Source organism: Streptomyces sp. NPDC029044, assembly GCF_040637495.1.
Taxonomy (GTDB): domain Bacteria; phylum Actinomycetota; class Actinomycetes; order Streptomycetales; family Streptomycetaceae; genus Streptomyces.
The window spans coordinates 1-18,806 of sequence record NZ_JBEZWN010000101.1; the positions used below are offsets into that span (position 1 = coordinate 1).

The following is an 18,806-nucleotide window of genomic DNA, read 5'->3' on the forward strand; positions in this document are numbered from 1 at the left end:
GCTCATCACGTACACGTGCACCGGCGGCACCAACCCCCAGGGGACGCGCGGGACATGACCCTGGCCGGCTTCCGCCCCCGCGGCGGACGCCGGGACGCTGAACGTGTGGCCCCTCCGGAGGCAGCAGGGGAAGGCCGCCGTCTTGCCACTTCGCGCGAAAGGGCTTTCACTCATGCGCGGACGGAGATCTGGTGAATGCTGCTCCGGGTCTAGAAAGCGCTTGCTCGGAGCGATACGGTCCCCCTCCAGGTCTTGTCGTGCGCTGGGAGGAGCCCGGAGTGAGACGTTTCAGCATCGCCGTCGTGGCAGCGGTGACCCTGGGGACAGCGTTGTCGTCCGTACCCGCCCACGCCGGAGGGGGGAACGGCGCCCGCGGCCCGGCCCACTGCACGGCCGGCACCTGCCACTTCGACGTCCCGCCGGGCACCTACGACGTACGGGTCACCCTCGGCGGGAAGGCCGCGTCCGGCACCAGCGTCAGCGGCGAGACCCGCCGCTCCCTGCTGCCGGAGACGGCCGTCCCGGCCGGCGAGCACGTCACCCGCAGCTTCACGGTGAACGTCCGCACCCCCGAGGGCGAGCCCACCGGCCCCGCGGGGACCCCCGGCCTCGACCTGCGGATCGGCGGCTCCGCCCCGGCCCTCGCCGACATCAGGGTCACCCGGGCCCGGCAGGCCCGCCAGATCTTCCTGGTCGGCGACTCCACCGTCTGCGACCAGCCCGGCGACCCCTACTCCGGCTGGGGCCAGCAACTGCCCCAGTACCTCCGCGAGGGGGTGTCCGTCGCCAACTACGCCGATTCCGGGGAGAGTACGGTCTCGTATCTGGGGAACCCGCAGCTGTGGGCCACCGTACGGCCCCTGATCCGCCCCGGCGATCCGGTCCTCGTCCAGCTCGCGCACAACGACAAGACCACGGACGAGGCGACCTACCGGGCCAACCTGGAGACCCTGGTCGCGGGCATCCGGGAGCGGGGCGGACAGCCGGTCCTTGTCACCCCCATCGTGCGGCGCTGGTTCAACGCCGACGGCACGCTGAACAACGGAACCGCGCTCCTGGTCAACGGCCTCGGTGTCGACCACCCGGCCGTCATCCGCTCGGTCGCCGCGGCGCACGGCGTTCCGCTGATCGACCTCACGGCGAAGACCAAGGCGCTGGTGGAGTCCCTCGGCGTGGAAGCCTCCAAGGCGCTGTACCTCACCAACGAGGCGCGGGACAACACGCACACCTCCGTGCGCGGTGCGACGGCCTACGCGGCCCTGGTCCGCGACGAACTCGTCACCCGGCATCTGGTGCCCAAGGGCAAGGTGCGGGTGGGATGAACCCCTGGGGCGCCCCGACCGGAACCGGGGCGCTCCAGGTCCGATCCGTATCCACCGGCCCGAGCACGAAAGACATCCGATGCAGCTGCCTCCCGCCGACCGCACGACGTCCCCGTTCACCGGCTACACCCGCGCCCACTGGGAGGCGGCGGCCGACTCCCTGCTCACCGCCGTGGAGCCGTACGCGAGCGAGGACCGGGCCCTCTACCACCTGCCCGGTGACCGGACCAGCTGGACGGGCCGCCTCTCCGACGGCCTGGAGGGCTTCGCCCGCACCCTGCTGCTCGCCGCCTTCCGCCGCGACGAGAAGGCATTGGAGCGCTACGCGACCGGCCTCGCCGCCGGCGTCTTTGGCGTCTGGCCCCGCATCGAGGACCGCCATCAGTCCCTGGTGGAGGCGGCCTCCATCGCCCTGGCCCTCCGCCTGACCCGGGACCTGCTCTGGGACCGCCTGGACGAGGGCGTACGTCAGCGGACGGCCGCCTGGCTGGGCGACGCCCTCACGGCGGAGCCCTGGCCCTGCAACTGGGAGCTGTTCCCGGTCACCGTGGGCGGCTTCCTCGCCGAGATCGGCCACGAGCCGGACGCCTCCCGCGCGGCGATCGACCGCGGCCTGGAACGCATCGAGCAGTGGTACGTCGGCGACGGCTGGTACACCGACGGCGACGGCCGCAAGTTCGACTACTACAACGGCTGGGCGATGCACCTCTACCCGGTGCTGCACGCCTGGCTGGAGCAGGACGACCGACTGCTGGCGCTGTACGGCGACCGCCTCTCCCGGCACCTGGGCGACTACGCCCGGCTGTTCGGCGGCGACGGCGCGCCCATGCACCAGGGCCGCTCCCTGACGTACCGCTTCGCCACCACCGCCCCGCTGTGGCTGGGCGCGCTGACCGGCCGTACGCCCCTGCCGCCCGGCGAGACCCGGCGGCTGGCCTCCGGCGCGCTGAAGTACTTCCTGGACCGGGGCGCGGTGGACGACCGGGGCCTGCTCACCCTCGGCTGGCACGGCCCCGACGCGTCCGTCCTTCAGGGCTACTCGGGCCCGGCCTCCCCGTACTGGGCGAGCAAGGGCTTCCTCGGCCTGCTCCTGCCCCCCGACCACGAGGTCTGGACGGCGCCGGAGCGGCCCGCCCCCGCCGAACGGGCCGACTTCGTCACCCCCGTCGGCCCGCCCAACTGGCTCTTGCAGTCCACCCGTTCCGACGGCGTGGTGCGCCTCCACAACCACGGCAGCGAGGACGTCCGCTACGACCCGTACTACACGCGGCTCGCGTACTCCACCGTGACGACACCTGCGGACTCGTACGACAACAGCGTCCTCGTCGCCGGTGACCCGAGCCGCACCGGCATCGAACCGCTCGGTACGGGCGAGGACTGGGCGGCGTCCCGGCACACGGCGGGTGGGGGAGCCCGGGTGACGAGCGTGGTGCTGGCACACGGGGCGGTGGAGGTGCGTGCGCATCTGGTCGCCGGGGCGGAGCCGGGGACGGCGGTCCGCGTGACCGGCTGGAGCGCGCCGGACGGCCTCCGGGCGGACCTGCTCCCCGCCTTTGGCCTCGACGACGACCTCACCGGCGTCACCGCCGGGGACTCCACCCTGTTCGTCGTCCTGGCCCGGCTCACCGCCGAGACGGACCCCCTCCCGTTGCGGGAAACCGTCGCCGTCACCGCTTCCGGGGGCGGGGAGCTGACGGTCCGGTGGAATACCGGGCGCGAGGTGCGGGTCCGGCTGGACGGGGACGGCGTGCACGTCGGCTGAGGCCCTCGCGGCCGGATTGGCCTCGCGGCCGCCACGGTTCGGCCGGCGCCGAAGCGAGCCGGGTCCAGCATGGCGGTATGACCGCAGATCCGCAGCAGACGCCGGCCGGCCGGCCCGTCACCGCCTTCGCCGGCCTCCACCGCTCCGGGGAGCCCCTGCTCCTGCCCAACGCCTGGGACCACGCGTCCGCCCTGGCCCTCGCCGGGCACGGGTTCCGGGCGGTCGGGACGACGAGCCTGGGTGTCGCGGCGGCCGCCGGGCTGCCCGACGGGGCCGCGGCCACCCGGCGGGAGACGCTGCGGCTGGCCGCCGCCCTCGGGTCCGGGCCCTTCCTGCTGTCCGTCGACGCCGAGGGCGGCTTCAGCGACGACCCGGACGAGGTGGCGGAGTTCGCGCGGGAGCTGCACGCGGTCGGAGCGGTCGGCATCAACCTGGAGGACGGCCTCGGACCGGCCGCCCGGCACGCGGCGAAGATCACGGCGGTCAAGCGGGCCGCGCCCGGCCTGTTCGTCAACGCCCGCACGGACACCCACTGGCTGGGCGACGGCGACGGCACCCTCGCGCGCCTCGACGCCTACCAGCAGGCGGGCGCGGACGGGGTGTTCGTGCCCGGTCTCACGGACCCGCGCGACATCGAGGCCCTGGTGCGCCGGCTGGAGGTGCCCCTCAACGTCCTCTACTCGCCCGGCGGCCCGCCCGTCGCCCGCCTCGCCGGCCTCGGCGTCCGCCGCGTGAGTCTCGGCTCGCTGCTGTACCGGCGGGCGCTGGGTGCGGCCATCGAGGCGGTGGCGGACGTTCGGGCCGGCCGGACGCCGACGGGTGCGACACCGTCGTACGACGACGTGGCGGGGTTCGCCGCGCCGGCACCCGCCGGGTTCGACCTCGTGGCGCACCACTGAGGCGTACTACGGAGACGCCCGGTCCTACGTGTCGGGCGCGTAGAGCCCGGCTATGACACCGGCCCTGTCATCGGATCGGGTGCGGTCGGCCAATGTCTTTCCCCTCCTCGCCCGGCCAGTTCAGGAGCAGTACGTGCAGGGCGTCGATGGCCCTGTCCCAGGAGGCCTGCACGTCACGGGCCGCCCCGAAGGCTCCGGTGGACTCCAGGGCGCAGTAGCCGTGGAAGGTGCTGCGCAGCAGGCGCACGGCATCGGTGAGGTCGGGTTCCTCCAGGCCGTAGGCGCGGAGCATGCCGTAGGTGACGTCGGCCGTGCGGCGCAGCGCGGGGGAGCCGGTGACGAGTTCCCGGTCGATGCGGATCTGTGTGGCGGCGTACCGGCCGGGGTGCTCCAGGGCGTAGGCCCGGTAGGCGGCGGCGAAGGCGCCCAGGGCGTCCCTGCCGGCCTCGCGCCCCTCGACCGCCTCCGCGATCCGGTCGATCATCTCGCCACCGGCCAGCAGGGCCATACGCGTCCGCAGGTCCTTCAGACCCCGGACGTGGGTGTACAGACTCGCGTCCTTCACCCCGAAACGACGGGCCAGCGCGGAGAGGGTGACGTGCTCGAAACCGGTCTCGTCGGCGAGATCGGCTGCGGCCGCGACGAGACGCTCGGGGGTGAGACCGGCTCTGGGCATGGGAGTTCGGGGTTACCTCTCGGTGTCCATCAGCGCAGTTCGAGGGATCGAGCGTAGTACGGGGCACGGACCGGCGGGGCCGGTTGCTGTCACCGGGGGCGCAGGAGACCCAGGTCCGTGCCCCATGCGTCCAGGACCTCGTCGTGACCGGCCCGGCACGCCGCTTCCTCGACGCCGGCGAACAGGGCCCGCTGGGTGGGCGGGTCCCCGTCGGCCAGGATGCGCCGCAGGGCGGGCAGGAGCCGGTCCGCGTCCCACCGGGGGTCGCCCAGCGGCTGCCGCGCCAGCTCCCACCGCAGGTACTTGTTGTAGGGCCGGACCCGGCGGTGCAGGGCGAAGAGCACCTCCAGGGCGTACGGGACGGACTCGGCGGCGTCCAGATGGCCCAGGTCGGGGCGGTCGTCGCGGTAGCTCTTCAGGGAGCGGTACGTCTGGTTGACATAGGCGTCGAGCCAGCCGGCGGAGGCCTCCCGGGCCTCGTCGGCGCCGAGGGTCCGCTTCTCGTCGAGGATCCCGGCGACGGTCCCGTCGAGCCGGTCGAACAGCACCTCGGCGTGGACGTAGGAGTACCGCGCGAAGCTGTCCGGGCGGCCGGGCATGCCGCGGGTGCGGAACTGAGCGAGGGTGAGGACGACGAGGTCGAGGTGGGCCGAGCGGAAGCGGTCCAGTGCGGCGAGGACCGGCACGCTCTCGTCGCGCACGACGACGTGCAGGTCGTAGTCGGAGTGGACCGTCGGCATGCCGGCGTGCACCCGGGAGCCGCTGAGGACGAGCCCGACGACGCCGGGATCGGCGGTCGCCCGGGAGGTGAAGGCGTGCAGCGTCTCCTCGGGGGTCCGGCCGGGGACGGGGGCGTAGCTGTCGCGCACCATGATGATCTCTCCATGCGGATACGTCCGCGGCTCACGCGCAGGCGGCGGCCGCGGAGACGGATCGCTTCGCTTCTGCGGCGCCCGGGGAGCGCCACCGGAGAGATTCACTTCACGGTGCCGAGGCTACCTGTCCGGGCTTGCGGATTCAGCCCGTTGGACAACCCGCCGCGGACAGACGGAGGTTGGCGCCCCCCCCGGTCGCCCGACAGCCGTAGGGTTACGGGGAAGACGGGGCTCGGGGGAGGCGGCACATGACGCACGGGGCGGCGCGGCGCGAGGACGAACCCGGCGGCTCCGCCGGCGCCCCCTCCGGCGACGGCCCGCGCGATGCGCGCCCGCTGTGGCGGCAGCGCGACTTCGGGATCTTCTGGGCCGCCCAGACCCTCTCCGTGCTCGGCGACTCCTTCGCCCTGATCGCCCTGCCCCTGCTGGTGCTGGAGGCCACCGGATCGGTCGCGCGCATGGGCCTGCTGACGGCCGTCGGAGGGGCGGCGGCGGTCGTGGCGGCGGTGTTCGCCGGGGCGGTCGTGGACCGGGTGGACCGGCGCCGCCTGCTCATCGCCTGCGACCTGGTGCGCATGGGGCTCTACGGGCTGATCCCGCTGGTGTGGCTGTTCGGCCCGCAGCTCTGGCTGCTGTACGTGGTGCTGCCGCTGTGCGAAGCCGTCGGCATGCTGTTCGCGGTCGGCTACGTCACGGTCGTGCGCGCCCTGGTCGGCACCGGGCAACTCACGGAAGCCAACGGGCGGTTGAACGCCACGGCCGCCGCCGCGGGCGTCCTCGGCCCGCTGTGTGCCGGCCTGGTCGCCGCCTGGTCCGGCCCGGCGGCGGCCGTGGGCGTGGACGCGGCCAGCTTCGGGCTCTCCGCCACCTGCCTGCTCTTCGTCCGCTTCCGCAAGCGCGCCCCCGACGACCGGCGGGACAGCCGCACCGGCCTCTGGCAGGACCTGCGCACCGGCATCGCCTTCCTCCGCGGCCATCCCGTGCTGCGCTCCCTCACCGCCCTCCTGTTCGGCTTCAGCTTCCTCACCCTCGGTCTGAACGACCTGGTCATCTACCACCTCAAGCACGACCTAGGCCATGACGACCGCACGGTCGGCACGGTCATGGCGGTCGGCGCGCTCGGCGCCATCACCGGCGCCCTGCTGGTGGCCCGGGTCCGCCGCCGTCTCGGCTTCGGCCCGACGTGGACCGGCTCGGTCGCCGTGTGCGGCCTGGCCTTCGCCGGTCTCGGCTGGGCGCGCGACGTCCCCGTCGTCGCGGCCCTGAGCGCCGCCTTCCTCGCCTGCGCCGGCATGGCGGGCACCTGCTCGATGTCGCTGCGCCAGGAGGTGACCCCCGAACACCTCCTGGGCCGCGTCACCTCCGCCTTCTGGACCCTCCAGTACGCGGCGGCACCCATCGGCGCGGCCGTCCTCACCTGGGCCGCGGAGGAGCAGGGCACGACCCCGGTCGCCCTGGTGGCCGGGGCGGCCTGCGTCGCCCTGGCCGCCACGGGCCTGCTCACCCCGATCCGCGGCTCGGGCCGGACCGTCAGCCGTTGATCCCGCTGTAGTGCTTCAGGCTCCACCTCCACAGCATCCGCGCCGCCAGATACGCCAGCAGCCCCAGCAGGGGTGAGGCCGCCGCCACCCAGTACGGGACGCCGGTCGAGTGGCCGTGGCCCGTGAGGACCGCCGCCGGGAAGTAGGCGACGAACGCGAGCGGCAGGCCGTAGGTAAGGAAACCGCCCACCGCCCTGGGCAGGACGTTCAGCGGGTAGCTGCCGAACGTGCCGAGGAGTTCCTCCAGCCAGCGGCCCCACATGTCGGCGGCCGGGAAGCGCAGCGCCGCGCCGGCCACGACCGTGAACAGGGCGGCCTCCAGCAGCATCCCGCCGAGCACGGCCGCGACGAGGTAGCCGATGCGGCCCGCCGTCCAGTCCAGGTCGCTGCGGGAGAGCGCGCCCACCATCAGGCCCGCCGCGACCGTCAGGTCACCGATGGCGTTGGTCGGGAAGAACGCCAGCTGCACCTGGCGGTGGACCGGCATCGGACGCATCAGGTAGATGTCGATGCGGCCTTCCTGGATCTGCCGGCCGGCCCAGTGCATGCGCCCCAGGAACAGCACGAACAGCCCGTGCGCCAGCATCCGCGTCGCCGGGATCAGCAGCACGTCGGAGCTGTCCCAGCCGCCCATGCCGGCGAACCGCGACAGCAGGACCGTCGCGAACACGATCACCGACACCTGCCAGATCGCCCCGATCGCGATCATCAGCAGGAACTCGGTGCGGTACTCCATCTGCGCCCGGAAGTTGAGGGCCGTCACGCGCCACACGATCCGCAGAGCCTTCAGCGACATCTCAGCCTCCCTGCGAGATCACGCGCCGGGCGGCCCGCCGCCACAGCAACCGGGTGAACAACGCCAGCACCACGACCCAGGCGGCCTGCACGGACAGCTGGAACCCCGCGTCGGACAGCGGAATGCGCCCCACGTACAGCGACAGCGGCACGCTCAGCGTGGCCTGGAAGGGGAGGAACGCGCTCATCGTCACGAACCAGTCGGGGAAGAACCACAGCGGCGCGTACACCCCGGACAGCAGGTTCTGGGCGAACATCAGGATGAGCATCGCGGCGGTGTTGCGGACCGTCCAGAAGCACAACTGGTCCAGCACCAGCATGACGTAGTACAGGACCCACTGGCCCAGCAGCATGCTGAGCAAGAACACCCCGGCCGCCGCGGCCGACGCGGGCGGTTCGACGACGCCCGAGGCCACGCAGATCACGTACCCGGTCAGAGCCCACGCCAGCCCGTACAGCTGCTCGCCGGCGGCCCGCAGGGCGTAGTAGCGCTGCGGCGGCAGCGGTCGCAGGTACCAGTAGACGATGGTGCCGAAGTGCATGTGCTGAAGGACCGAGTCGCGGCCCGCGTACTGGTCCAGCTCCCGCAGCCGGGACGCCAGTACGGCCAGCACGGCGTAGGTGACCGCCTGGTCGCGGCTCAGCCCCGCGGTCGTTCCGGTCTGCGCGTACAGGCCCCGCCACAACGACCAGACCAGCACCACCTGCACGGCCAGCCGGAGGGCGACGGCGGTCATCCGGGGCGGTGCGTTCAGCTCGCCGAGCGGGGTGACCCGGGCGGCGCGCCAGGCATGGAGCACGGCCACGTCAGACCTCCCCGGCGTGCGCGTACGCGGCCCGCATCACGTCCTCCAGGTCCGCCTCGTCCAAGGCGATGTCGGTCACCTCGAACCGCTCGATCACCGCTTTCAGCGCTTGCTGGACGGTGAGTGCGGCAGGCCCGTCGGGACCGAACACGACCTGCGCGCCCGCGTGCCGCAGCAGTGTGGTGCCCGGCGGCGGTACGACCTCGGTGTGCGGATCGGCCAGCGTGGCCCGCACCTGCCATGTGGAGCCGAACTTCCGGCGGATCTCGTCGAGGGAGCCGTCCAGCATCAGCCGGCCGTGGTTGACCAGCACGACCCGCTCGGCGAGCCGCTCGACCTCCGTCATGTCGTGCGTGGTCAGCAGCACCGTACGGCCGCGCTGCTCCACCTGGTGCCGCAGGAACTCCCGCACCTGCTCCTTCACCACCACGTCCATGCCGATGGTCGGCTCGTCGAGGAACACCACCGGCGGGTCGTGCAGCAGGGCGGCGGCCAGATCACTGCGCACCCGCTGGCCGAGGGAGAGATGGCGGACCCGGGTGTCCCAGAACGACGACAGCTCCAGAATGTCGTCGAACTCCGCGAGCCGCGCCGCGTGTTCGGCTCTCGGCACCTCGTAGATGTCCCGCAGGATCGCGAACGACTCGCGCACCGGCAGGTCCCACCACAACTGGGTGCGCTGCCCGAACACCGCGCCGACGTTGCGGGCGTTGCGCTCCCGCTCCCGGTACGGAACCACGCCCGCGACCCGGGCCTCGCCGGACGTGGGCGTGAGGATGCCGGTGAGGATCTTGATGGTGGTGGACTTGCCGGCGCCGTTCGGGCCGAGCAGGGCGAGGAGTTCGCCCGCGGCCACGTCGAAGGTGATGTCGGCGACGGCGTGCTTGGCCACCCGCTCGGGGTTGACCAGGGACCGGACTGCGCCCGCGAAGCCGGGGCGGCGGACGGTGGTGTGGAAGGTTCGGGACAGTCCTCGGACCTCGATGGCGACACTCAACTGACCCACCAACTCCCTTGCGGCGAACACAGCAACGGCCGGTCGGCACGAGGGCCGACCGGCCGCGGATGACACTCCGACACTCTCGGAATGTCGATCAATCGGTCAATCGATTAATCAGTTTCTTACCTGGTGGTCGAGAACACGAACGAGAACTCCGCCGGCTCCGCCTTCAGGAAGTACTGCGGCAGCGGGCCCGGGCCGCAGGACTGCGAGCCGATGCCGTGCAGCCCGTGGTCGAGGTTGACCCACACCGTGTCGCCGGCCGCGAGGTCGGTCCGGTGCTGCGCGGCGTCCAGCTGCTCGGTCGTCCAGCGCCGCGCCGTGAACCAGAACTCCGGGTCGCCCTCGATCCTGAGACCGCCGAGCTCCACCCATCGGACATCGGCGCGGGCGCCGTTCTCCTGCGGGCGGACGTACGGCGTCTGGAGCCGGTCCACCGTGGACTGCCAGCGGCCGACCATGGACGCCGTCCCGGTGTCCGGGTACGCCTCGCCGGGACCGCCGCCGAACCACTCCACGCGGTCCGCCTCCGGCAGCCCGAAGCGGACGCCGAGCCGGGGCAGCGGCACCGTCCAGTCGCCCTGAGGCGTCACGGACACGGACAGCCGCAGCCGCTCGCCGTCGGACGTCCAGCGGTACACCGTGTCCAGGCCCACCTCGCGGGCGGCGGGTGCCACCCGGGTCCGCACCGTCAGCGCGTCGTCGCCCGCCTCGACCGAGACCAGGCGGTGCCGCATCCGGTGCAGGCCGAGCGTGCGCCACAGCACCCCGTAGCGGGTGTCCGTCTGCCACTCGGCACCGTCGTCGTTGTCGGTCGGCGCCCGCCACACGTCCAGCCGCGGCGTCGCGCCGACCGCCACCCCGCCGATCGACAGCAGCGCACCGGTGCGGGCGTCGAACCCGGCCGGGCCCAGCGTGATCCGGCCCTCCTCGACCACGGGCCGGTCGGTCGCCGGGAAGGACGGCAGCGGCCGTGCCCCCACCGCGAACTGGCCCCAGGCCACGACGTGGCCCTTCGCGGCCCAGGACGTGTCGTCCGCGAGCAGCGCCCGCACCGTCCACTGCCGCTCGCCGCCCCGGCCGTCCGCGGGCGGCTCGGGCAGCTTGACCTCGGCGCTCTCGCCCGGCGCGAGCGCCGGCACCGCGAGCGAACCCGACTCGACGGTCTCGCCGTCCACCTGGCACGACCACTCGAAGGCCAGCGCCGACAGGTCGGCGAAGTCCTGCTTGTTGGTGACGTGCACGATGCCGTTGGCCCCGTCGCCCTCGATCCGGACGGGCTCGATGACCTTCTTGTACTCGATCAGGCCGGGCGACGGCGTCCGGTCCGGGAAGACCAGCCCGTCGCACACGAAGTTGCCGTCGTGCAGCTCCTCGCCGAAGTCACCGCCGTAGGCGTAGCCCAGCTCGGCGTGCTTGACGCCGTGGTCGATCCACTCCCAGACGAACCCGCCCTGAAGCCGGTCGTACTTCTCGAACAGCTCCTGGTAGTCGGCGAGCCCGCCGGGGCCGTTGCCCATGGCGTGCGCGTACTCGCACTGGATGAACGGCAGCTCACGGCGCCTGTGGGTGCCGCCGTCGAGCTGCTGCCCGATCTTCTCGACCTCGTCGTGGAAGGCGTACATCCGCGAGTACACGTCCGTGTCGCGGCAGTTCCAGTCGCCCTCGTAGTGCACCAGCCGCTCGGGGTCGCGGCCGTGGATCCACTCGGCCATCGCGGTCAGGCCGCGGCCGGTGCCGGCCTCGTTGCCCAGCGACCAGAACACGATCGACGGGTGGTTCTTGTCCCGCTCGACCATGCGGGCCGCGCGGTCCAGCAGGGCCGGCGTCCAGCGGTCGTCGTCGACCGGGTTGTCCCGCCAGTCCTGCTCGGTGAAGCCGTGGGTCTCCAGGTCGCACTCGTCGATGACCCACAGGCCGTACTCGTCGCACAGGTCCAGGAACGCCGGGTGCGGCGGGTAGTGCGAGGTGCGCACGGCGTTGAGGTTGTGCCGCTTCATCAGCAGCACGTCCTCGCGCATGGTCTCCAGGTCCAGCGCGCGGCCCCGCTCGGGGTGCCACTCGTGCCGGTTGACGCCCTTGAAGAGCACGGCCGTGCCGTTGACCTTGACGAGCCCGTCCTCCAGGACGACCGTACGGAAACCGATCCGCAGCGGCACCCGCTCCCCGTCCGTGGCCAGCACACCGTCGTAGAGCTTCGGCGTCTCGGCGGTCCACGGCTGCACCGCCACCGTCACCGGCTCGCCGGTCGCGACATCGATGTCCAGGGCCGGGACCAGTACCCGCCCCTCGGTGTCGGAGTCGACGCGCAGGGTGCCCTCGCCGGTGGTGTGGTCGTAGGAGGCGTGCACGAAGAAGTCGGCGACGCTGCCGGCCGGCCGGTGCAGCAGCGTGACGTCACGGAAGATGCCCGGCAGCCACCACTGGTCCTGGTCCTCCAGGTACGACCCCGCCGACCACTGGTGCACGCGCACCGCGAGCACGTTGCTCCCCGGCTTCAGCAGCTCACCGACCGCGAACTCGTGCGCGAGGCGGGAGCCCTTGAACTCGCCGAGCTCGGTGCCGTTCAGCCAGACGCGGGCGCAGGACTCGACCCCGTCGAAGCGCAGCACCGCCCCGCCGTCCGACGGCCAGTCGGACGGCAGGTCGAAGACGCGCAGGTGGTCACCGGTGGGGTTCTCCGTCGGGACGTACGGCGGGTCCACCGGGAAGGGGTAGAGGTGGTTGGTGTAGATCGGGGAGCCGAACGCCCCGTCGCCCTGGAGGACCCAGTGCCCGGGGACCGTGACCTCGGCCCAGTTCCCGGCGTCGTAGCCCTCCTCGGCGAACGAGTCGTCCTCGGCGCCGGCCGTCGCGGACAGCCGGAAGCGCCAGCTGCCGTTCAGCGACAGGGACCGCGCGTCCGAGGACGCGTACCAGGCACGGGGCGGCAGGGCACCGCTGCCCGGGGAGACGTCCTCGACGTAGTCGACGGATGGGGTCGTGCGGAAAGACATCGGTCTCCTAGCTCAGCCCTTGATGCCGGTCTGTGCGATCCCCTGCACCAGCCAGCGCTGGAGGAAGAGGAAGACGAAGATCAGGGGCAGGATGGATACGGCCGTGGCCATGAAGATCATGTGGAAGACGACGGTCTGGTTGGTCATGTAGCTGGAAAGTGCGACCTGGACGGTCCACGAACTCGGATCCTGCCCGATGACCAGCGGCCACAGGAAGGCGTTCCAGCCCGCGATGAAGGTGATGGTCGCCATCGCCGCGAAGAAGTTCAGCGAGTTCGGCACCACGACGCGCCAGTACGCGCCCCAGTAACCCAGCCCGTCCATGCGCGCGGCCTCCTCCAGCTCCTTGGGGAACCCCAGGAAGTACTGCCGGAACAAGAAGCAGGTGAAACCGCTGAACAGCCCCGGGATGATGAGACCCCGGTAAGTGTCCACCCAGCCCAGCGAGGAGACCAGCACGAAGCTGGGGACGAAGGTGACCGCCGTCGGGACCATCAAAGTTCCGAGGACGGCGTAGAAGACCTTGTTGGCGTGCTTGTACGGGATGCGGGCCAGGCCGTAGCCGGCGAGGGAGCACACCAGCAGGACGCCGATGGTGTGCGCGGTGGCCACGACCGCCGAGTTCCACAGAGACTGGGCGAAGGGGACCGTCTCGTCGTTGAAGAGCTCGCTGATGTTGCCCCACTGGATGTCGGTGGGGAAGAGCTTCCAGTTCTCTCCGGTGATCTCGGCGTCGGTGGAGAGGGCGTTGCGGACGAGGATGTAGAACGGGACCAGGAAGAGGAAGGCGGCGACGCCGGTGGCGATGTAGAGGCCGGTGGAGTTCATCACGCCGCCGCCGCGCCTGACCCGGCTGGTGGTGCTCGACGTCAGCGCGGACTTCCGCGTCTTGGGCATGGTCGTGGTCACTTGGACTCGTCCCCCCTTCCGAAGCCCATGAGCTTGCCCTGGAGCAGGGTCACGGCACAGATCAGCACGGTCAGAATGAGTGCGCCCGCGCTGCCGGCGCCATAGTCCTGGCTCTCGCCCAGGGCCTTGTAGTAGAGCTCGACCAGGGGCGGGCGGCCCCAGGTGGTCTTCGACAGCAGGTTGAAGAATTCGTCGAAGGCCTGGTACGCGGCGACGAGCAGCAGCAGGATCACCGCCGTCGACGTGGCCCGCAACTGCGGCAGGGTGATGTACCGGAACGTCTGCCAGCCCGACTTGGCGCCGTCGATGGCGGCGGCCTCGTAGAGCTCGTCCGGGATGTTCTGCAGAGCCGCGATGAACAGGATCATGTAGAAGCCGGACTGCAGCCACAGCCGGGCGGTCACGATGACCAGCCAGTACCAGGGCGGGTTGGGGTCGATCAGCCAGGCGATGTTCTCGACCCCGAACCAGCCGAGAACCGTGTTCATCAGACCGAAGCGGACCCCGCTGAAGATGGACATCTTCCAGATGAGCGCCGCGGCGACGTAGCTGACCGCGGTCGGCAGGAAGAAGACCGAGCGGAAGAACGCCCGCATGAACCGCAGCCGGTTCACCAGCAGGGCGAGCCCCAGCGACAGCGCCCAGGTGGTGGGCACGATGAACGCGGCGAAGACGGTGAAGGTGACGAGCGAGCCGACGAAGTCGTCGTTCGTCAGCATGTACGTGTAGTTGTCGAACCCGACGAACTTGTCCGGCGTGACGGTGAAGCGTGCCTCGAAGAAGCTGAGCCACAGGCTCCAGAGGATCGGCGCGTAGACGAAGATCGCCAGGCCGATCAGGAACGGGCCGGTGAACAGCCAGAAGGTGAAGGTGGGGCTGCCCCGCAGGCTCCGCCGCGGCTTGGCCGGGGAGGCCTTGGCCGGGGCGGAGCCCGCGAGGTCGAGCTTGGTGGTCGTCGACATGTCCTGTTCCGTCCCGCGACCTATCCGAACAGCTTCTTGAGCTCGCGGTTGACGGCCGTGTCGCACCGGTCGAGGGCCTTCTCCGGGTCCATGTTCTTGCGGACGCAGTTGGCGAAGACGTCCTCGAAGGCGGTGCGCATGGCCTGGGTCCAGCCGATGTTGTCGAAGTGGCCGAACTCGTTGAAGAGCTTGACGCCCTCAGCGGCGTTGCCCGACTTGAGCTTGTCGGCCTTCGCGGCGATCGAGGTGCGCGGCGGGATGTGGAAGCCGTAGGAGGTGGCCCAGTCCTCCTGGTACTCCGTCTGGTCGATCCACAGCCACTTCACGTACTCCTTGGCCGCGTCGACGTCCTTGCCCTTGGCGTTGACGAACATCGACCAGCCGCCGTTGTAGACGGACGGCTTGCCGGAGTCCGTGACCTTCGGGAAGGGGAAGACGCCCCAGTCGTCGCCGAGCGCGTCCTGGATCGCCGGCATGGCCCACATGCCGCAGAACTGGATGGCACACAGGCCCTGGTTGAACGAGGAGGGGTCCCAGGACTCGGTCGGGGCGCCGAGGAGAAGGTCGCCGCTGGTGAACAGCTTGCGCATCTTCTTCAGACCCTCGACGACGCCGTCCGTGTGGTAGGCGATCTGGTTCTTGTCGTCGAGGTGCTGGGCACCCGCCGACCAGATCAGGGTGTCGTTGACGCTGTGCAGGTCGTTGCCCATGTACAGGCCCTTGACCTTGCCGGTGGTGAGCTTGGCGGCGGCCTCCATCAGCTCGTCGAGCGTGGTCGGCACCTCGACCTTGGCCTTCTCCAGCATCGACTTGCGGTAGAAGAAGAACTGCGGGTCGTCGATCATGCGGACGCCGTAGATCTTCCCGTCGACCGTGTGCGACTTGATGTCGGCCGGGTTGAAGTCGTCCTTGACCGGGTTGACTATGTCGCTCAGGTCCGCCACCTGGCCGCTCTTGATGAGCTGGATCTGCGGGTGGAACTCGAAGAGATCCGGCGCGTTCTTGGTGAGCAGGGCCGAGAACAGCTTGCTCTCGAAGTCGGAACTGGTGATCCACTGCGTGGTCACATTGGCGTCCTTGTACGCCTTCGCGTACTTCTTGATGGCCTGCTCGGTGCCAGCCTCACCGTACGCGTGGAACATCTGCGTCAGGTTGGTGCCCGAACCGGACCCGCCGCCACGCCCGGTGTTGCTGCCGCACGCGGCGAGTCCGCCCGCGGCGGCCAGGCCCATCGCGGCCCGCAGTACATTCCGGCGGTCCCAGTTCATGTTGCTCGATGCCGACATGCTGACGTCCTTGTCTCGAGTGCGGCTGCGGCTCTGCGGCTCACTGCCTGATGGCTCACGGCCCGGGGGCTCGCGCCAGATGGCTCAAAGAGAGGTGCGGTGCGGGACGCTAGAGCTTCGGCTAAGGCTTCGGCAAGGGGTTGGACGAAGTCTGTACGAAGCGTTGTGTCCGGTTCGCGATTTCGAACACGCGGAGGGTGTGGAGGAGTTGGTTCCGCCGCCGCGAGATCGCTACGACGGCGGAGTGGTGGTGCGGCTCCTCACGGGTGCGGTGCGTTTGCCGTTCTTCTGCCCGACGACCTGGAGCGCGCCCTCCAGTGCGAACGTGGCCGCACCCAGGCACACCGGGTCGGTGGGGATCGGGGAGAGGACGATCTCGGTGGCGGCCAGCGGCCGCGGCAGCGCGTGCCGGGTCACGGCCTCGCGCACGTCGTGCAGCAGCGGTTCGCCCAGGGTGCGGGCGACCCAGCTGCTCAGCACGACGATCTCGGGGTTGAACAGGTTCACCAGGTCCGCGACACCGGCGCCCAGGTAGCGGGCGGTCTCGTGGACGACCCTGCGTGCCACCGGGTCGTCCGCCGCGACCCCGCGGGCCAGGGCGTCGATGGTCGCCGTCTGGTCGTCCCCGTGCAGCAGCGCGCTGTCGGGGCCGATCTCGCGCAGGTTCAGCATGATGCCGCGCGCGCCCACGTACGTCTCCACGCAGCCGTGGTTGCCGCAACGGCACAGCCGCCCGTCCAGCACCATCGTGGTGTGGCCCCACTCGCCGGCGCTGTTGCTGACGCCCCGGTGCAGCCCGCCGCCCAGGACGAGTCCGGCACCCACGCCGGTCCCGAGGTTGACCACCACGGCGTTCCCGCGTCCGCGCGCCGCCCCGAACCACAGCTCGGCGACCGCGCTGGCGCGCAGCGGGTTGTCCAGGTACAGCGGGTAGGCGATGTGCTCGGTGAGCAGGTCGAGGAGCGGTACGTCGTGCCAGTCCCAGTTGGGCGCGTACTCCGAGATGCCGGTCGCGCGGTCCACCTGCCCGGGCACGCTCACGCCGACCCCGAGCACCCGGGCGCCCTCGATGCCGGCCTGCATGACCACCGAGCCGACAGCGGTGGCCACATGGCCCACCACCTGCTCGGGCAGGCTCTCGCCGGGCCGGACGTCCTCCTCGGCCCGGGCCAGCACGTTCAGCCCGAGGTCGAACAACTCGACATGGACGTACGTCTCGGCGATGTCGACGCCGATCAGGGCGCCGCCCGAGGAGTTGACCGCGACCAGGCCCCGGGGGCGCCCGCCCGCCGAGTCCTCGAAGCCGACCTCGGTGATCATGCGGAGGTCGAGCAGCTCGCCGACGAGGGTGGCGACCGTCGCGAGGCTGAGGCCCGTGGCCGCCGCCAGTTCCTGCCGGGAGGTGGGTGACTCCGCGATGATCTGGCGCAGCACCTCGTAGCGGTTCGCGGTGCGGATGTCACGTGATGTGCGCTTCACCGGGGTGCCCCATTCCTTCCCAGACCGGCCGGGCCGGGTCGACGTCGGCACCGGCGCGGCGCAAGGCTATGGGCTGCCGGGACTTTCGACAAGGGGTTTGGAAAGGGGCTTTATAAAGTGCTCGCCGGGGGAGCGGCGCGGGTGGCCGGGCGTGGCCCGCTCATGATGCCTCAGGCCGGGTGCGCCGACCCCACCGGTGTGTCAGTCCGGGTCCCCGACGGGGCCGCCCGTCGGGCAGGTGGCCACCTCGTCCGGGTGGCTCGCGCCGGCGACCGCGGCGGACAGCTGTCGCTGCACCTGCTCCGGCAGGGTGCTGCCGCGTACGGTGCCCACCAGGTCCTGGGCCAGGTGGTGCAGCTTGGTGTTGGTGTTCTGGGAGGTCCTGACCAGCACGCTCCAGGCCGCCTCCGGGGTCAGGTTGAAGGAGGCCATCAGGATGCCGCGGGCCAGGTCGATGGTGGGCCGGGTCTGCATGGCGCGGCGCAGCTGGGCGACTTCGGCGCGGAGTTCGCGGCTGCTCTCCTCCGGGGGGCCGGTGTCGGGCCGGACGGTGGGTGCGGGGCGCTCCGGCCGGGCGGCATCGGTGAACAGCTCCCGCGTACCGGTCAGGTCGAGAAGGCGCTCGACCGCGACGCCGCAGGAGCGGATGGTGACCGTCTTGCCCTCGTCGACCGCGCGGGTGCGCAGATCGAGCAGTGCGTTCAGGCCGGAGCAGTCGCAGAACCCGACGGCGTCCAGGTACAGGTCGACGCCGCCGCCCGACAGGGTGAGCATGTCGTACAGCTCGGGCAGCAAGCGCCTGCTGCCCAGGTCCAGTTCGCCCCACATCGAGACGGTCATGCGGTCGCCGTCCGGGACGACGTCCATGGTCGCCATGCAGGGCGGGATCGCCGCCGGTGCACCGTCGCCCTCGGTGGGTACGGCCCCCTCCTGCGTGTGAGACCGCGCAGAGTACGCAGGCTCCGGCATGGCACTGTTCTCCCTCGCTCTTCCGCCTTGCCTCCGCTTCCAGCGTTGCCTCTCTACCCCACACACGTCAACCGATACATGAAACGAAGTACGTGTTTTTGGGTGCATGAATGTTCGGTCGCTAGAGTTGAGGCATGGATGGAGTGCCCGAGCCACACAGCGGATGGACGTTCCTCACCAACCATGCCCGCGTGCTGGCCGCCATTGCCGACGATCGCAGTGTCCGTATCCGGGACATCGCGGCCCACTGCCGGCTCACCGAGCGAGCCGTGCAGAAGATCATCGCCGACCTGGAGCAGGACGGATACCTCTCCCACACCAGGGAAGGGCGCAGCAACACGTACCGGATCGACCCCGGCAAGGTGCTGCGCCACCCGGCCGAGGCGGGTCTGACCGTGGCGTCACTGCTCTCCCTGCTCGTCCAGGCCGAGGCCGACCGCGCCACGGTCCCGGGCGGCCAGTCGCCCGCCCCGACCTGACCGGCGGCCCGCCTCGGCCTGACCGGCGGCCCGCCCCGACTTGACCGGCG

Annotated in this window: 16 protein-coding genes; 5 read left to right on the forward strand and 11 right to left on the reverse strand. The window is 71.2% G+C overall.

Translation table 11 applies throughout. The features are described 5' to 3' along the window. The first annotated feature begins 278 nt into the window (after positions 1 to 278). The 3 genes from AB0E85_RS37910 (at position 279) to AB0E85_RS37920 (ending at position 3,983) form a co-directional block, all read left to right on the forward strand. Entirely contained in the window at positions 279 to 1,322 is a 1,044-nt protein-coding gene (locus tag AB0E85_RS37910; protein WP_361937209.1) for a rhamnogalacturonan acetylesterase, read from the forward strand. A 79-nt stretch (positions 1,323 to 1,401) separates the two neighbouring features. Then, a complete protein-coding gene (locus AB0E85_RS37915; protein ID WP_361937211.1) occupies positions 1,402 to 3,084 on the forward strand; it encodes a DUF2264 domain-containing protein in 1,683 nt (560 codons plus the stop codon). A 77-nt stretch (positions 3,085 to 3,161) separates the two neighbouring features. After that, positions 3,162 to 3,983 (forward strand): isocitrate lyase/phosphoenolpyruvate mutase family protein, encoded by an 822-nt coding sequence (locus AB0E85_RS37920; protein WP_361937213.1) that lies wholly within the window; start codon positions 3,162 to 3,164, stop codon positions 3,981 to 3,983. Between the two features lie 67 nt (positions 3,984 to 4,050). Here AB0E85_RS37920 and AB0E85_RS37925 read toward each other — a convergent pair whose 3' ends face one another. Together AB0E85_RS37925 and AB0E85_RS37930 are read right to left on the reverse strand one after the other, a co-directional pair. Next, positions 4,051 to 4,659, reverse strand: a complete 609-nt coding sequence (locus tag AB0E85_RS37925) for a TetR-like C-terminal domain-containing protein (protein WP_361937215.1) — start codon at positions 4,657 to 4,659, stop codon at positions 4,051 to 4,053. 89 nt (positions 4,660 to 4,748) lie between these two features. Continuing rightward, on the reverse strand, positions 4,749 to 5,531 hold the full coding sequence (locus tag AB0E85_RS37930) for a hypothetical protein (RefSeq protein WP_361937217.1): 783 nt from the start codon (positions 5,529 to 5,531) through the stop codon (positions 4,749 to 4,751). A gap of 251 nt (positions 5,532 to 5,782) precedes the next feature. Here AB0E85_RS37930 and AB0E85_RS37935 point away from each other — a divergent pair, with 251 nt between their 5' ends. Continuing rightward, positions 5,783 to 7,075: an MFS transporter gene (locus AB0E85_RS37935; RefSeq protein ID WP_361937219.1), complete on the forward strand. Its 1,293-nt coding sequence runs from the start codon at positions 5,783 to 5,785 to the stop codon at positions 7,073 to 7,075. On the opposite strand, the gene AB0E85_RS37940 is transcribed toward AB0E85_RS37935, so the two are convergent. The 9 genes from AB0E85_RS37940 to AB0E85_RS37980 form a co-directional block, all read right to left on the reverse strand. Beyond that, positions 7,065 to 7,871 carry an ABC-2 family transporter protein gene (locus AB0E85_RS37940; RefSeq protein WP_361937221.1) on the reverse strand — a complete coding sequence of 269 codons (807 nt, stop codon included), beginning with the start codon at positions 7,869 to 7,871 and terminating at the stop codon, positions 7,065 to 7,067. The two genes, AB0E85_RS37935 and AB0E85_RS37940, sit on opposite strands and share 11 nt — an antisense overlap. Before the next feature lies 1 nt (position 7,872). Next, positions 7,873 to 8,676, reverse strand: coding sequence for an ABC-2 family transporter protein (locus tag AB0E85_RS37945; protein WP_361937223.1), 804 nt, complete (start codon positions 8,674 to 8,676; stop codon positions 7,873 to 7,875). A 1-nt stretch (position 8,677) separates the two neighbouring features. Next, on the reverse strand, positions 8,678 to 9,673 hold the full coding sequence (locus AB0E85_RS37950; RefSeq protein WP_361937237.1) for an ATP-binding cassette domain-containing protein: 996 nt from the start codon (positions 9,671 to 9,673) through the stop codon (positions 8,678 to 8,680). A gap of 125 nt (positions 9,674 to 9,798) precedes the next feature. Beyond that, positions 9,799 to 12,672, reverse strand: coding sequence for a glycoside hydrolase family 2 TIM barrel-domain containing protein (locus AB0E85_RS37955; RefSeq protein ID WP_361937225.1), 2,874 nt, complete (start codon positions 12,670 to 12,672; stop codon positions 9,799 to 9,801). A gap of 12 nt (positions 12,673 to 12,684) precedes the next feature. Further along, complete coding sequence (locus AB0E85_RS37960) at positions 12,685 to 13,569, reverse strand: carbohydrate ABC transporter permease (protein ID WP_361937239.1); 885 nt, start codon at positions 13,567 to 13,569, stop codon at positions 12,685 to 12,687. Between the two features lie 8 nt (positions 13,570 to 13,577). Beyond that, positions 13,578 to 14,543, reverse strand: a complete 966-nt coding sequence (locus AB0E85_RS37965) for a sugar ABC transporter permease (RefSeq protein WP_361937227.1) — start codon at positions 14,541 to 14,543, stop codon at positions 13,578 to 13,580. A 20-nt stretch (positions 14,544 to 14,563) separates the two neighbouring features. After that, positions 14,564 to 15,829, reverse strand: coding sequence for a sugar ABC transporter substrate-binding protein (locus AB0E85_RS37970; RefSeq protein ID WP_361937229.1), 1,266 nt, complete (start codon positions 15,827 to 15,829; stop codon positions 14,564 to 14,566). A gap of 231 nt (positions 15,830 to 16,060) precedes the next feature. Then, positions 16,061 to 17,308 (reverse strand): ROK family transcriptional regulator, encoded by a 1,248-nt coding sequence (locus AB0E85_RS37975; RefSeq protein ID WP_361937231.1) that lies wholly within the window; start codon positions 17,306 to 17,308, stop codon positions 16,061 to 16,063. Between the two features lie 201 nt (positions 17,309 to 17,509). Further along, positions 17,510 to 18,184 carry an ANTAR domain-containing protein gene (locus tag AB0E85_RS37980; protein WP_361937233.1) on the reverse strand — a complete coding sequence of 225 codons (675 nt, stop codon included), beginning with the start codon at positions 18,182 to 18,184 and terminating at the stop codon, positions 17,510 to 17,512. Positions 18,185 to 18,411: 227 nt separating this feature from the next. Between AB0E85_RS37980 and AB0E85_RS37985 the strand changes: the two genes are divergently transcribed. Beyond that, on the forward strand, positions 18,412 to 18,756 hold the full coding sequence (locus tag AB0E85_RS37985; protein ID WP_361937235.1) for a helix-turn-helix domain-containing protein: 345 nt from the start codon (positions 18,412 to 18,414) through the stop codon (positions 18,754 to 18,756). The last annotated feature ends 50 nt before the right edge of the window (positions 18,757 to 18,806 follow it).